The 14,677-nt window shown below is 70.7% G+C and carries 12 protein-coding genes; 4 read left to right on the forward strand and 8 right to left on the reverse strand.

The genetic code is table 11. The features are described from left to right. Positions 1–246 precede the first annotated feature (246 nt). Positions 247–756 (forward strand): chemotaxis protein CheX, encoded by a 510-nt coding sequence (locus WME83_RS06055; RefSeq protein ID WP_437318303.1) that lies wholly within the window; start codon positions 247–249, stop codon positions 754–756. A 519-nt stretch (positions 757–1,275) separates the two neighbouring features. On the opposite strand, the gene WME83_RS06060 is transcribed toward WME83_RS06055, so the two are convergent. From WME83_RS06060 to WME83_RS06080, 5 genes are all read right to left on the reverse strand, one after another. Then, entirely contained in the window at positions 1,276–2,745 is a 1,470-nt protein-coding gene (locus WME83_RS06060) for an IS4 family transposase (RefSeq protein WP_437314353.1), read from the reverse strand. A gap of 115 nt (positions 2,746–2,860) precedes the next feature. Continuing rightward, complete coding sequence (locus WME83_RS06065; protein ID WP_437314353.1) at positions 2,861–4,330, reverse strand: IS4 family transposase; 1,470 nt, start codon at positions 4,328–4,330, stop codon at positions 2,861–2,863. A gap of 280 nt (positions 4,331–4,610) precedes the next feature. Beyond that, on the reverse strand, positions 4,611–4,994 hold the full coding sequence (locus tag WME83_RS06070; protein WP_437318304.1) for a hypothetical protein: 384 nt from the start codon (positions 4,992–4,994) through the stop codon (positions 4,611–4,613). 23 nt (positions 4,995–5,017) lie between these two features. After that, a complete protein-coding gene (locus WME83_RS06075) occupies positions 5,018–5,473 on the reverse strand; it encodes a hypothetical protein (RefSeq protein WP_437318305.1) in 456 nt (151 codons plus the stop codon). Positions 5,474–5,491: 18 nt separating this feature from the next. Then, complete coding sequence (locus tag WME83_RS06080) at positions 5,492–7,111, reverse strand: hypothetical protein (RefSeq protein WP_437318306.1); 1,620 nt, start codon at positions 7,109–7,111, stop codon at positions 5,492–5,494. Positions 7,112–7,489: 378 nt separating this feature from the next. On the opposite strand from WME83_RS06080, the gene WME83_RS06085 reads away from it, so the two are divergent. Genes WME83_RS06085 through WME83_RS06095 form a run of 3 tightly spaced genes read left to right on the forward strand, consistent with a single transcriptional unit; the run spans position 7,490 to position 11,273 of the window. After that, positions 7,490–10,327 (forward strand): nitrate- and nitrite sensing domain-containing protein, encoded by a 2,838-nt coding sequence (locus WME83_RS06085; RefSeq protein ID WP_437318307.1) that lies wholly within the window; start codon positions 7,490–7,492, stop codon positions 10,325–10,327. Then, the gene (locus WME83_RS06090; RefSeq protein ID WP_129573335.1) at positions 10,324–10,860 is read left to right on the forward strand and encodes a chemotaxis protein CheX; all 537 of its coding nucleotides are present in this window, start codon (positions 10,324–10,326) and stop codon (positions 10,858–10,860) included. Before WME83_RS06085 ends, WME83_RS06090 begins: the two co-directional genes overlap by 4 nt. Positions 10,861–10,895: 35 nt before the next feature. Further along, a complete protein-coding gene (locus tag WME83_RS06095; protein ID WP_437318308.1) occupies positions 10,896–11,273 on the forward strand; it encodes a response regulator in 378 nt (125 codons plus the stop codon). 336 nt (positions 11,274–11,609) lie between these two features. Here WME83_RS06095 and WME83_RS06100 read toward each other — a convergent pair whose 3' ends face one another. The 3 genes from WME83_RS06100 to WME83_RS06110 are packed head-to-tail and all read right to left on the reverse strand — an operon-like array spanning position 11,610 to position 14,658. Further along, entirely contained in the window at positions 11,610–12,722 is a 1,113-nt protein-coding gene (locus tag WME83_RS06100) for a formylglycine-generating enzyme family protein (RefSeq protein WP_437318309.1), read from the reverse strand. Further along, entirely contained in the window at positions 12,719–14,038 is a 1,320-nt protein-coding gene (locus tag WME83_RS06105) for a radical SAM/SPASM domain-containing protein (RefSeq protein ID WP_437318310.1), read from the reverse strand. The genes WME83_RS06100 and WME83_RS06105 overlap by 4 nt, the downstream gene beginning before the upstream one ends. Continuing rightward, positions 14,035–14,658 (reverse strand): hypothetical protein, encoded by a 624-nt coding sequence (locus WME83_RS06110; protein WP_437318311.1) that lies wholly within the window; start codon positions 14,656–14,658, stop codon positions 14,035–14,037. The genes WME83_RS06105 and WME83_RS06110 overlap by 4 nt, the downstream gene beginning before the upstream one ends. Positions 14,659–14,677: the final 19 nt, after the last annotated feature.

Consider the following 14,677-nt stretch of genomic DNA (forward strand, 5'->3'; position numbering starts at 1 on the left):
GAGAACATCATTGCCCCATATGGGATAGATGAGCTACGCTGTGCGTTTATCATGGGGCATCGGCGGGGCATCTCGAGTGATGGGCAGTCCGAGGCGCGGCCCGGGCCCAGCATCCATGAACGCCCGAGCACCGATCGCCGCGCCCCGAGCTCCTCGCAGCGGCCCCCGCCGTCCTCGCCGGGGCGCTCCAGCCCGCCGAGCGAGCCGTCGCCTTCCCCTTCGTCTCGGCCGCCTGCGTCGCGCAAGGTGCGGACGATCGACGTCCTCGTTCAGGGCGCGACCGTGGAGCTCTTTCACTTTTACGGCGTCGCCATCGCGCCGGCGAATACCGGGGATAGCCGCGAGGAGGTGCGCCTCCACACCGATCCCGCGAGCACGGTCGAGTTCTCGGCGCGCGGCTTCTCCGGCTTTCTGGCCCTGTCCGCGAACCAGGGTGTGTTTCGCGCCATGACGGGGGTTCCGCCCATGGCCGACGGCGTCGACGACTGGATGCGGGAGGTGGCCAATCAGCTGATGGGGAAGGTGAAGAGCCGCCTCGCCCGGTTCCAGATAGCGCTCCAGGCCGAGCTGCCGCAGCTGCGCCACCCGAGCGACGTGGAGCGCCGGGGCCGGAGCTGTAAGCAGCAGTGCTGTTATTCCTTCAGGACACTGAAGGGCGAGGTGCTCGTCACGTTGAGCGGCGACTTCGACGAGAGCTCCCTGGTGTTCTCGAACGCGTCCCCGCTCCCCCTCGACGGCAAAGTCATCCTCTTCTGAGCGGCGGGCGCCCGCTTCGGATACGGGCCCACCTCGGCGTTTTCGGTGCTCGGCGTACTGGAGTACGCCTGCGCGCCGAAAACGCCGATCTGGGCCCGTCTCCTGTGCGGGCGACCGCCGCTCGGCGGCGCGTGGGCCGGACGCGGGAAGCGACGGACGGCCGGGGGTAGCGGTTTTCGCTCGGGTTCAAGGCAGACACCTTCCGTGCTTCGTGTCTCGTCTCTCGTCTTTGGTGTCTCGTCTCTCGTCTTTGGTGTCTCGTCTCTCGTCTTTGGTGTCTCGTCTCTCGTCTCTCGTCTTTGGTGTCTCGTCTCTCGTCTCTCGTCTTTGGTGTCTCGTCTCTCGTCTCTCGTCTCTCGTCTCTCGTCTCTCGTCTCTCGTCTCTCGTCTCCGTGCGCGTCTGCATGCGCGTGCGCGTGCGCGTGCGCGCTGACTCCGCGGCAATCGCGCACGCGCACGCGCACGCGCACGCGCACGCGCACGCGCACGCGCACGCGCACGCGCACGCCTGAGGATTGATCACATCTTCCCCATAGTTTGGCGGGAAATCTCGGCCGCGGCATTCCAGCCGGCTTCCAACGTCAACAAGGTTTGCATGCCTCGCGCAAGCGTCTGCCATCCGGGCGCACCGTTCTGCTTGAGGTGACCTCCAAGGCCAGCGACGGCATAGAGCGCGTCGCGCACGGTGGCGCCTTCGGTGGGCATCTTCTTGGGCTGAAACTGCCGTAGCAGCGCCGTTTGCGCTGGGTTGAGCACCTCGTCGGCCGGAGCGTTGGGTCGGAGCCGCGACAGCGCGCGCAGCTGCAACATCTGCCAGGCGATCGGGACGAAGAGGGCCAGCGCGTTCGTCAGACTCTCAAAGCTCTCGAGCTGGCGCGTTTCGAAGGAGCAGCCGGTCTTCAGGGCCTTGAAAAACTCCTCGATGAGCCATCGGGCGCGGTAGTGGTCGACCACCGCTGCGATCTGCTCCTTGGTCTGGATCGGCTCGTTGGTGGCCAGCACCCAAGCTACCGGCTCCTGTCCGGCAGGCGCATCGAGCTCCCGCACGACCACGAGGTTTACCCCGAGCTCGTGGGGCATCTGCTCGGACAGGTACGGCGGGCGCCGCAGCGCCAAGCGCGTGGCGCTGATGCCCAACGTCGCCGGCCGAGCGTGGCGGTCGGGATGCGCGCGCCCCTGCCGTGGCGCAGAGCTGGCGCGGCGTTTGGAGAGCGCGACCTCGCGCTCCAGCTTGATGGGCAGCTCGCCCAGCGCCTCGCTCAGTGGCATCAGGCCGATGTCCTCGAGCGGCTCGTCCTGGTCATCCAGCTCCCACACCAGCCGGTCACGCGCAACGCGTACGACGAAGCGCCGGCCTTGTTGGCTCATCGCGCTCAAGAGCGGGTAGGCATCCGCCTCGCGATCCATCACGTGCACCAGCGAGCAGCGACCCTCGACCGTTCGCTCGACCTCCTCCACTTGCCGCGCCCAGCGGGTGGATTCCTTGTCGTCGATGCGCGCGTAGTCGCCGCCGTTCAGCTTTTTCTTGCGCTGCCCGGACCGCGGCGAGCTCGTGCGTGCCCAGCATTCCAGCCCGATCAGACCGAGCGGCAGGTTGACCGCATCCTCGGCCACCGCCAGCGTCGCGTGCGCAAAGAAGCCGCGCGCTTCGCTGCGGCCACGCAGCGGGCCGAGCCCCTTGCGCTCGACCTCGCCGTCGAACTCGAACTCGGTCGTGTCGTGCACCGCACGGACCGTCCTATGCCCGGCCATGCGTTCGACGGTCTGCTCCGCGTGCGCTCTCACGAGCGCACCATACGCGACGCGTTTGTTGCCGAGGAGGCGGTAGAGCCCCTCCAGCTCCGCGTCCGTCTTCATCGCGTCGGGAAGACTATCCCCAGGGGACTCGCTGAGCCGCGTCACGATCCGGCGGACACGCTCGTGAAGGCGAGCATCGCCCAGCTGTACCGCCTGGAACTCATCGGCGATCGACTGTGCCGCCGCTGACAAACCCGAATTTCTCATCTCCTTTCGGACGCTTGGCGCGGACGAAAAGGATCAAGATGTGCGGGATCTTCAGACGCGCACGCGCACGCGCACGCGCACGCGCACGCCTGAGGATTGATCACATCTTCCCCATAGTTTGGCGGGAAATCTCGGCCGCGGCATTCCAGCCGGCTTCCAACGTCAACAAGGTTTGCATGCCTCGCGCAAGCGTCTGCCATCCGGGCGCACCGTTCTGCTTGAGGTGACCTCCAAGGCCAGCGACGGCATAGAGCGCGTCGCGCACGGTGGCGCCTTCGGTGGGCATCTTCTTGGGCTGAAACTGCCGTAGCAGCGCCGTTTGCGCTGGGTTGAGCACCTCGTCGGCCGGAGCGTTGGGTCGGAGCCGCGACAGCGCGCGCAGCTGCAACATCTGCCAGGCGATCGGGACGAAGAGGGCCAGCGCGTTCGTCAGACTCTCAAAGCTCTCGAGCTGGCGCGTTTCGAAGGAGCAGCCGGTCTTCAGGGCCTTGAAAAACTCCTCGATGAGCCATCGGGCGCGGTAGTGGTCGACCACCGCTGCGATCTGCTCCTTGGTCTGGATCGGCTCGTTGGTGGCCAGCACCCAAGCTACCGGCTCCTGTCCGGCAGGCGCATCGAGCTCCCGCACGACCACGAGGTTTACCCCGAGCTCGTGGGGCATCTGCTCGGACAGGTACGGCGGGCGCCGCAGCGCCAAGCGCGTGGCGCTGATGCCCAACGTCGCCGGCCGAGCGTGGCGGTCGGGATGCGCGCGCCCCTGCCGTGGCGCAGAGCTGGCGCGGCGTTTGGAGAGCGCGACCTCGCGCTCCAGCTTGATGGGCAGCTCGCCCAGCGCCTCGCTCAGTGGCATCAGGCCGATGTCCTCGAGCGGCTCGTCCTGGTCATCCAGCTCCCACACCAGCCGGTCACGCGCAACGCGTACGACGAAGCGCCGGCCTTGTTGGCTCATCGCGCTCAAGAGCGGGTAGGCATCCGCCTCGCGATCCATCACGTGCACCAGCGAGCAGCGACCCTCGACCGTTCGCTCGACCTCCTCCACTTGCCGCGCCCAGCGGGTGGATTCCTTGTCGTCGATGCGCGCGTAGTCGCCGCCGTTCAGCTTTTTCTTGCGCTGCCCGGACCGCGGCGAGCTCGTGCGTGCCCAGCATTCCAGCCCGATCAGACCGAGCGGCAGGTTGACCGCATCCTCGGCCACCGCCAGCGTCGCGTGCGCAAAGAAGCCGCGCGCTTCGCTGCGGCCACGCAGCGGGCCGAGCCCCTTGCGCTCGACCTCGCCGTCGAACTCGAACTCGGTCGTGTCGTGCACCGCACGGACCGTCCTATGCCCGGCCATGCGTTCGACGGTCTGCTCCGCGTGCGCTCTCACGAGCGCACCATACGCGACGCGTTTGTTGCCGAGGAGGCGGTAGAGCCCCTCCAGCTCCGCGTCCGTCTTCATCGCGTCGGGAAGACTATCCCCAGGGGACTCGCTGAGCCGCGTCACGATCCGGCGGACACGCTCGTGAAGGCGAGCATCGCCCAGCTGTACCGCCTGGAACTCATCGGCGATCGACTGTGCCGCCGCTGACAAACCCGAATTTCTCATCTCCTTTCGGACGCTTGGCGCGGACGAAAAGGATCAAGATGTGCGGGATCTTCAGACGCGCACGCGCACGCGCACGCGCACGGAGGAGGGAAGAGGGAAGAGGGAAGAGGGAAGAGGGAAGAGGGAAGAGCGAAGAGGGAAGAGGGAAGAGGGAAGAGGGAAGACGGAAGAGGGAAGAGGGAAGAGGGAAGACGGAAGAGGGAAGGCGGATGGCGGATGGGGGAGACGAGGAGGTGTGCCAGGCCCAGTTGAAAACCGCTCTAGCCTAGGGACCTCCGCCGCCGCCACCCCCGCCGCCGGTGCCCGCGGCGCCACCGTCACCGCCGCTGCCGCCAGTGCCCGCGGCGCCGCCGCTGCCGCCGGTGCCCGTCGCGCCGCCTTCACCGCCGCTGCCCCCGATACCCATGGCGCCGCCTTCACCGCCGCCGGTGCCCGTGACGCTCCCCGTTCCGGTGGCGCTGCCGCTGGCCGTGGTGGGGGGGATCGGCGGGAGAGGGTCGGAGCAGACGTTCCACACGACGACCTGGCCCGGATCGCAGGGGTCGGAATCCCAGCACCCCGCCAGCAGCGCCACGCACGTGACGACGAGCGCATGGACCAAGGCGCCGCGGCGGCTGGGCAGCAACAGGGAAGAAGGCTGGATATCCATCGTTCGTTCCTCTCTCGACCGGCTCACGGCGGCACCACCTGTCCGTCGCGGATGCGCGCGATCACCTTGACGGTAGGGTTGAGATCGCTGGCGGCGACGTACCCGATGCCGCCCGTCTCCTCGCCCACCGCGCGGAGGACGGCGCTCGCCGTCGGCACCTTGCGCGGCGGCCGCTCGCCGCCGCGGATCTTCCGATCGATCCAGTAGCGGGCGACCCCCTCGGGATCGAGCCCCAGCACCGCCATGTCGAAGCGCTGCCGCAGCGGGGAGTCCTCGGGGAGGTTCACGGGCACCGCCGACTTGCCGTACCACTCCGTGCGCGTCGTCTGGAAGATCGGGCGGAGCGTGTCGCGTCCGGCCGACCGCACGGGATTGGCCTGGTTGACGACGACGACGATCTCATCCGCGTCGGCGAAGGACGAGGCCGACGGGGTCATGCCGAGCAAGGCCAGGAGGAGCAGAAGGGATAAACGCTTCATGATTGCGTTGAACCTCTCTCAGAAGGCCAGAATCAGACGAGCGAGCGCGGCCGTGGTGTGGAAGTCCTCCGGCGCCGGGAGCCCCGGCACCGTGCTCTCCTGCTCGCGCAGGACGGTCATGATCGTGCGCAGCGCCTGGGTCCGAAGCGTGACGTCCGGCGTGATATAGAAGTTCAGGCCGCCGCCGACCTGGAACATCGTGTCGTGCCCCAGGAACGGCGCGTGCAGCATGGCGCCGATGACGAACGGCTCCATGTTCAGGAAATTCAGCCGGTGCGCCGCCACCGCGTACGTCGAGGTCTTCCAGGCGTCCGGCGCGTAAGACCCGAATCCCCCCTGGCGTTTCCCTTCGTCGTACACCACGCGGACGACCGCCGCCTCCGCGCGCACGCGCGTCTTCCCGATGTCGAGCGAGACGTCTCCGGCCCCGGTATACTCCTGGAAGGACCACGTCGAATGGATGTCCGGGCTGGGGGCGTTGAGCTTGTAATCGACGACCCAGTCGCGGGCGTGGCTCGCGATGAACGACGCTCCGAGCTTCAACGTCAGCTTGCCGGGGTCCTCGTAGCTGGCGTGCAGGCGGCCGCCGAACCCGCGGTCATCGTCGAAGGCGAACGGCGCGTTCTCGTTGCGCCCGTTGCTCACGTACGCGTTGTACCCGAGCTCCCACGGGCCCGCGAACGCGCTACCGTAGATCATGACCCCGGTCTGCCGCGTGGGAAACAGGCGCGAAGTGATGAAATACGGGATGGCAGCGGTGATGAGCACCGGGCTCCCATGGTCGACGTTGTAGATGCCGATCGGGGTGAAGAACTGCCCGACGCGCACCTTGAAGAGGTTGAAGCGCGTCCAGTCGATGTGGGCCCGTTCGATCGACACCAGCCCGCCATACAAGGTCGGCGAGCCGAGCGCGATCGACGTCGAGTCGAAGGTCCCGTACTCCTGCGTGCTCATCCGGTACGCCACGTCGGGCGGCAGCGGCGTCGTCACCGGGACAGGGGCGCCGCCGGGCGAGGTCGTGAACCGCAGCTCCCCGAGAAAGCGAAAATGATCGCTCGGCTGCGCGTCGAGGTAGAGGTTCAAATTCCCCACGACGAAGTTCAGGGCGTTGGCCTGCGGGAGGGCGGCCGCGAGGCCCGAGTTCTCCGGTGCCCACGTGCGCTGGACGCCGACGTCGATGAACCCGTAGAGCTGGAGTAGCTCTCTGCCCTCATCCTGCGCCGGCGCGACCTGCGCGTCCTCGATCGCCGCGAGGCGCTTCTCGAGGTCCGCCGAGCGCTTCTCCGCCGCCTCGAGCCGCGCGAGGATGGAAGCCTCTCCGGCCGCGGCGGGCGCAGCGGCGGCCGCAGGCGCAGCGGCGGCCGCGCCGGTCTCAGGCGCAGCGGCGGGCGCGGCCGTAGCGTCGGTCGCAGGCGCGGCGGGCGCAGGCGCGGCGGCGGGCGCGGCGGGCGCAGGCGCAGCGGCGGGCGCAGGCGCAGCGGCGGGCGCAGGCGCAGCGGGCCGCGGAGCGACGCCGGCGGCAGGGCTCTGCGCGTGCGCGAGAGATGCTGTGACGAGCACCCCCGCGATCGCAGCGCTCGAAGCGCGCGCGAGGCGCTCTGCTCGCGCTCGCCGCTGTGAACTCCGACCCATGCTCATTGCTCTCTCCCTGTTCGAAGAGCTTCCATTGCGTTACAGGCGCGGCGCCGCGCGCGCTCTTGCGGACTCGCGACCTTCACGCGTAGCATACACAGCGTCGATGCCGCGGGGAAACAACGCGATCCGCCGGGCCCGCAGAACACGGCCAGTGAAACGTTGCAACAAGAAAGAGCCTGAATCAGGAAGACGCACATGGTGCGCGAAGGCGCGCCGATGACGGCCGCGTCCGCGCGCCTCGCCGGTCGCTTGTCAGCTTCAATCCTCCCGGGGCCCAAGTGAGGACACGGCGCGCGATTTCATGCGTGCTCGCGGGGCGTCTCGCTGTAGAGAGGGTGAGCCGTCGTCGCGCCGCAGAGGCCGCGTCGAGGAAACGGGGGCATGCCTACCTTGCGTAAGGCGTCGATTCGTCTGAAGCTGTGGTCGCTCGCCGGCGTACCCGTCGTCGGCGCCCTGCTGCTCGCGGCGATGATCGTGTGGGACGCGCGGCAGCAGGCCGCGAGGGCTGCGGCGATCGGCTCGATTGAGGACCTCGCGCAGCTCTCGTCGATCATGGCGCAGCCGCTGCACGCGCTCCAGAAGGAGCGGGCGTGGACCGCGCTGGTCGAGGGGCTCGAGATCCGGCCTCCGGACGCGCGGGACGCCGAGGCCGCGCGGGGCGCCGCGCGGCCGTTCCAGCGCGCCGTGGCGCTCGCGCGCGCGAGCGCCCAGCTCGAGACCGCCCGAGCGGCGACCGACGAGAGCCTCGCCCACCTCGACGCGTTCCTGGCCGAGCGCGATCTCTCCCGCCTGCCGCCCCGGCTCGCGCGCGACCTCGCCGACGCGCGCGCCCGCGTCGGCGAGCTCGGCGCGTTCCGGCGCCAGGCCGACGCGAAGGCGGCGCCGCTCGACGGCGCGCTGAAGGTCTTCGGCGGCATCAACGCGAGCCTGATCCGGGCCAACGCCGGGCTCTCCGAGCTGAGCGACGAGGGCGAGCTCCTGCGGAGGATCCAGTCGATCGTCGCCGTGCACGAGCTCGCCGAGCGCGCCAGCCGCCAGCACGCGCTGCTCGCCCACGCGTTCGCGTCGACGCAGTTCGAGCCGGGCGCCTTCAAGACGCTCGTGACGCTGATGACGGAGGAGCAGCTCTATCGCGAGGTGTTCCTGGCCAACGCGTCGGAGCCGGCGCGGGCGCTCTACGACGCCGCCCGCGACGACCCGCGCGTGCGGCGCGCCGACGAGCTGCGCGCCGCGGCGATCGCGTCGACGGACGAGGAGCTGGCCATCGACCACGACGCGTGGTTCGACGCGCAGCAAGGGCGCCTCGACCGGCTCGCCGCGATCGAGCACGAGGCGATCGCCGGCATGCGGAGCGCCGCCTCGGCCAAGGTCGCGGACACGCGGAGGACGGTGCTCAACGGCATCGCGGTCTCCGGGGCCGTGCTGCTCGTGTCGGGCGCGCTCGCGCTCGTGCTCGTGCGGGGGCTGTCCCGGTCGCTCGAGGTCCTCGGCGAGGCCGCGGCCCACGTCCGGCGGACGCGCGACTACACGACGCGCGCCCACAAGACCGCCGACGACGAGTTCGGGGCGCTCACCGACGCCTTCAACGAGATGCTGGCGGGCATCCAGGCGCGCGACGAGGCCCTGGAGAGCCACCGGCAGAACCTCGAGGCCACCGTCGCCCGGCGGACGTGCGAGCTCGAGGAGCGCAACCGGGAGATGCGCCTCGTGCTCGACAACGTCGATCAGGCCCTCGTGACGATCCACCGCGACGGCACGATGGAGCCCGCGCGCTCCGCCGCCTTCGAGCGCCTCTTCGGCGTGCCGGCGCACGACGAGCACTTCGCCGATCGCATCGCCGGCCACGACCCCAGGGCCCGCGCGCTGCTCACGATGGGGTGGGAGGCCGCGTGCGACGACTTCCTCCCGCTCGAGGTCGTCCTCGATCAGGTGCCCAAGGTCCTGCACCGAGAGGGCCGCCACCTCACGCTCGGCTTCAAGCCAATTCTGTCCCACGAGGGCCAGTTCAGCGGCGCGCTGATGGTGGTTACGGACGTCACGGCCGCGATGGACTCCTTGCGGGAGTCCGAGCGGCAGCGCGAGTACATCCAGGTGTTCGAGCGCGCCGTGAAGGACCGGCTCGGGCTCGTCGGGTTCGTGAGCGACACGAGCAAGCTCGTCGACGCGGTGAGCGCGCGGAGCATCACCGACGTGGACCACGTGATGCGCCTCGTGCACACGATCAAGGGGAACGCCGGGCTCTGGGACGTGACGAGCGTGGCGAAGGTGGCGCACGAGATCGAGAGCTTCGTCGTCGAGGAGCGCTCGCTGCCGCCCGACGAGCAGATCGACGCGCTGAAGGACGCGTGGTCCGCGTTCGTCGCGCGGGTCGGGGGCCTGCTCGCCGGGGCGGCGCACGCCTCGCGCGTCGACGTCGACGACGAGGAGATCGAGGCCCTGCTCGCGATGGTGCAGGAGCGCCGCGACCACGCCGATCTCGAGCGGGCCGTCGCGGCCCTCCGCGACGAGCGGACGGACGTGCGGTTCAACCGGATGAAGGATCAGGCCGAGACGCTCGCGCGGAAGCTCGGCAAGCCGAAGCCCGACGTGCGCATCGACGCGGGCGGCGTCCGGCTCCCCGCGTCTCGCTTCGCGGCGATGTGGCAGGCGCTCGGGCACGTCGTGCGCAACGTGATGGACCACGGGATCGAGCGGCCGGAGGCGCGCGAGGCGGCCGGCAAGCCGCCGCGCGGCGCGCTCACGCTCCGCTCGCGCGCGACGGCGGACGAGGTCCTCATCGAGGTGGGCGACGACGGCGCGGGCATCGACTGGGAGCGCGTGCGCGAGAAGGCCGGGGCGGTCGGGCTGCCGAACGCCACGCGGCGGGATCTCGAGGCCGCGCTGTTCTCCCCCGGCTTCACCACCGCCGAGCAGGTCACGGACGTGTCCGGCCGCGGCGTCGGCCTCGGCGTCGCGCTCCACGAGTGCCGCCGGCTCGGCGGCCGGGTGGAGATCGAGACGGAGCGCGGCCAGGGGACGACCTTCCGCTTCCGGTTCCCCCGGGAGCTCGGGGAGGCGGCCGGCGCGCCGCTGCCGCCGTCGAGCCGTCGCGGCGCGCCCCTCGCCGGCCCGCCGCGCGGATCGAGCCCGGGCCCCTTCGCCGAGCGCGAGCCACCCGGACCGGGTGTCGCGATGAGCGCATCGACCATGAACAGCGACAGATCGAGGAGAGCGCAATGAACTCGGAGAGCTGGCACCGCATCTATGACGAGCTTGCGGCGTCGTGCGTCCACCTGTTTCGCGACAACGGCGTCGAGCTCCGGCTCCTGGAGCACCAGGACTCCGAGGCGACGCCGGGCAACGCGGTCGTCTCGTTCATCGGCTTCACGGGCGATCACCTCCGCGGGAGCTTGACGATCGTCGCTCCCGTGGCGCTCATCACCCGCTGCCACCCGCTGCGAGAGCGGCGCCAGCTCGACGAGGACATGGTGTGCGACTGGGCGAGCGAGCTCGCGAATCAGCTCCTCGGGCGGGTGAAGAACCGGCTGCGCCACCTCGGGCTCATCATCGTGCTCTCGACGCCGAGCGCCGCGATCGGCGAGCACCTGCGCGCCCGGGAGGAGCAGAGCGAGGGCTTCCGGCGGCTCCTCTTCGACGCCGGGACCGACCGGCTCGCCGTGCTGTTCGACGCGATGGCCCCCGACACGGCGCTCGAGCTCGAGGAGGTCGACATGCCCGATCCGCAACGCGAGGGCGAGGTGCTGCTGTTCTGAGCCGCGGACCGCGCGCGCCGAAGGAGATACGACAGATGGCCAAAAAAATTCTTCTCGTCGAGGATTCGAACACGGTCCGCCAGCAGGTCGGCATTCTCCTGTCGGGCGCGGGCTACAGCATCCTGGAGGCGGACAACGGTCGGGACGCGGTCGCGACGGTGAGCGCCCACAAGGCCGATCTGGCGATGATCATCGCCGACGTGAACATGCCCGTGATGAACGGCATCGAGATGCTGGAGAGCCTGCGGGACAAGGGCCTCGCGTCCGGCGTGCCGATCCTCATGCTCACGACCGAGGGGCAGCCCGAGCTCATCGACAAGGCCCGCAAGGCCGGCGCCAAGGGCTGGATCATCAAGCCGTTCAAGCCGGACCTCCTGCTCGCCGCGGTGAGGAAGCTCGCCGGCGAGCCCTGACGCGCCGGTCGCGCCGCCCACGGCTTCTACGACATGTTCCGCGTCGAGGGCGGCGAGTCGTCGAGCACTGGGACTCGCGGCGCGCGGTGGGTGATGGTCAAAATTGAACATGAAGGCGGGAAGGCGGGAAGAAAACATCGAAAATCTTCCCGCCTTCCCGCCTTCATGTGGACTCTCCCTGGGCAAAGTTGACCACTACCGCGCGGTGCCCTCATCGACGATGCGCGGTTTCGAGCCGTTTCAACCCGTTTGTCGCTCTAGGCGGTTGGCTCCCATACGCGCTGATTCAACAGCTTCATCCATGCAGAAAGGGGGCAGCAGTCCACGAAGCGGCGCTCACCCGGGGCGCGCGACGCGGCACAGCCGGAAGCCGATCGTGGGATCCCCGCGCAGATCCGGGGGACTGCCCATCCGGAACGAGACGCGCACCGCCCACGCGCAGTCGGCCCAGGAACCCCCGCGCAGGACGCGCTGCTTCGCGGCGGCCGGCCCGACCGGGGCGGCGCGCGGGCCCTCGGCATAATAGAGCGCGTCGTAGCCGTCGCCCGTCCACTCGCGGACGCCGCCGCTCATGCCGAACAGGCCATATCCGTTGGGCGGGAAGCTGCGCGGCGGCCGGAGCGAGAACTCCTCGAACCGATCGAAATCGCAGAGCGCCGGGGACGGCGGCGCGTCGCCCCAGGGATACGGGCAGCCGACGAGGCCGCCGCGCGCGGCCTTCTCCCACTCGGCCTCTGTCGGTAAGCGGTAGGTGAACTGCTCCTGTCGCTCGGAGAGCGCTTTGCCGAGCGCCGCCGCCTCATCCCACTGGACCGCGACCATGGGCTTTTGATCGTAGCTCCACGGGCGCGCCGGGTCGCCGCGCGCGATCTCCCCGAACAGCTCGCGCGCCGTCGTGACACGGCCGCCCGACCGCCACTCGGCGTCCGGCGCATGGGCATGCCAGTCGCGCGCGCGGACCGTCTCGCTCTCGCAGTACTGCCGGCGGATCTTGCCGTCGTTGTAGACCCGGAACGCGTCCACGTCGATCTCGCCCTCCCTCGTCGGCTTCGAAGGAGGCCCGCCGTCCGGCGGAGGCGGCCAGCCGATGAGCGCGTGGTACGCGGCCCAGGTGATCGGCACGTCGGTGATCCAGAACGCGCCGAGCTCCACCGGGTGCACGGGCCGCTCGTCGGGATCGCCGTCGTCCGCGCCCATGAGGAACGGGCCCGCGGGCACGTAGCGGAACACGAGGCCGTGCTCCTCGATCCGGAGCCGATCGAGCAGGCGGGCGCGCGCGTCGGCGAGCGCCGGGTCCCCGGGCGCGAGGCCGAACGCGGCGTCGCAGGCGGTGGCGGCCAGCTCGAGGCGCCCCTCCCCGGCGAGGCGCGCGGCGAGGCCGAGGAGCTCCGCGGCCGAGGGGAGCTCGCGGTCCGCGGACAGGAGCCACGTCGGGTCGGCGGCGCTCACGCGAGCCTCCGCTGCGCGCGCAGCACGGTGAGCGGGTTGTGGCGCTGCGGCGCCGCCTCGTGCCGCGCGAGCCACGGATCGGGGGCGTTCACGTCGCCGGCCATGACGAGCGAGCGCGCGCGGCACCCGCCGCCGAAGGAGGCGGTGCCGGCGCCGTCGCCGGGGAGGCCGCGGATCGCGCGGAAGCGCTCGCTCTCGCGCCAGATCTGCTCGAAGGGGGCGCGGCGGAGGTTCTCGGCGACGAAGCCGGGGCCGAGGAAGCTGCACGGGTTCACGTCGCCGCCGACCGAGATCGAGCACACGGTGTTGCCCGCGCCGCAGCCCCAGTTGTCGTGCACGACGGCCCGCGTCTCGTCGCGGCTCCTCGGCGAGAAGGGGTCGATCGCGCGCGCGGCCGTGGCGCGGCCGTCGCCGGTCGCGCCGAGCGTCCAGAGGGCGCCCAGCGCGGCCTCGTAGTCGTCGAACGAGGGCCACAGCTCGGCGCGCGACCCGGCGGCGCCCACCGGGTAGAGCGGCCGGAACACGGCGGTGTGCGCCCCGGCGGCCGCGGCCAGCTCGGCGAACGCCGCCGCCTCGGACGCGTTGTGGCGCATGATCGTGAACGCGAGCGAGAAGCGCGCGTGCTCGCGGAGCATGGCGACCTTCTCCAGCACGCGCGCGAACGTGCCCTCGCCGCGGACGGCGTCGTTCGTCGCGGCCGTGGCGCCGTCGAGGCTGACGTTGAGCCACACGAGCGAGCGCTCGCCGAGCTTCTTCGCGGTCTCCTCGGTGAGGAGGAGCGCGTTCGTGGTGAGGCACGGGTGCAGGCCGTGCGAGGTCGCGAGATCGAGGATGTCGAACAGATCCTTGCGGAGCAGCGGCTCGCCGCCGGTGAGGCCCAGCCGGAACGAGCCGAGGCGCGCGAGCGAGGCGAACAGCGCGTCCAGCTCGGCGAGGGTGAGCGGCGGCTCCCGGCGCGGGAGCTCGCCCGCGAAGCAGTGCGCGCAGGTGAGGTTGCACGCGGCGACGACCTCGAGGTGCACGGCCAGCGGCCCGGTGAGGTGGCCTTCGGGCGGCGTCACGTCGAGCGCCACGCCGTCGAAGAGGAGGTCGTGCGTGAAGAAGGCCCGCTCGTAGAAGGCGGAGGCGAACGCGGCGAGCGCGCCGCGGCGCTCGGGCGGCGCGGCGTCGACGATCGCCCCGATCGGGGTCGCGCGGGCGCGGAGCAGGATGTCCGTGGTCTCGTGATCGAACGGCAGGTAACGCGACGTGCGGCGATCGAAGACGGTCGACCCGAAGTGCTGCGGGACGAGGGCGAGCGGGCGGCGCGCGGTCACGGCGCGCCCCCGAGGTCGACGTCGAACGAGCACCGGACCCAGAGGTCGCCTTGCGCGTCCGGCAGCCCGACGGCGCGCGCTCCACGGCGCATGAGGTCGTCGAAGTGCCAGCCGGCGCTGCCCTGCGCGGGCGCGAGCGCGCGCCAGCCGCGCTCGTCGAAGCCGGGCAGCTTCCACGCGTCGCCGCCGGGGTCGCGGGTCGTCCCGACGATCGCCGCGCCGGCGCCCGACCGGACGTCGAGCGTGCGCCCGATCGACCTGTCGCGCCGGGGCTCGAACGCGGCGTGGCGCTCGGGGTCGTCGGTGTAGCTCAGGGAGAGCGCGAGCCGGGCGGGCGGGTCGTCCGCGGATCGGAGGGCGACCGCGAGGACGTGCGCGCCCGGGCGGGCCTGGATCCGGCTCGATCGCACGGGCGCGCCGTCGAAGAAGACCTCCGCGCTGCCCGCCGTCCAGAGGCGCAGCGTCAGCGGCAGCGCCTCCTGCGGATCGATCCAGCGAAGGATCCCGCCGCCGCACCCCGCCGGGACCTCGCAGCTCGAGTAGTCCTCGAGCACGAGGCGCTCCGACGATTTCTCGTAACGCGCCAGGTCGTTGACGACGAGGTCTCGCTTCTTGGCCATGCGCCGAGGGTAGCGTGCC

The sequence above is a fragment of the Sorangium sp. So ce385 genome, from assembly GCF_051474135.1.
Lineage (GTDB): Bacteria > Myxococcota_A > Polyangia > Polyangiales > Polyangiaceae > Sorangium > Sorangium cellulosum_D.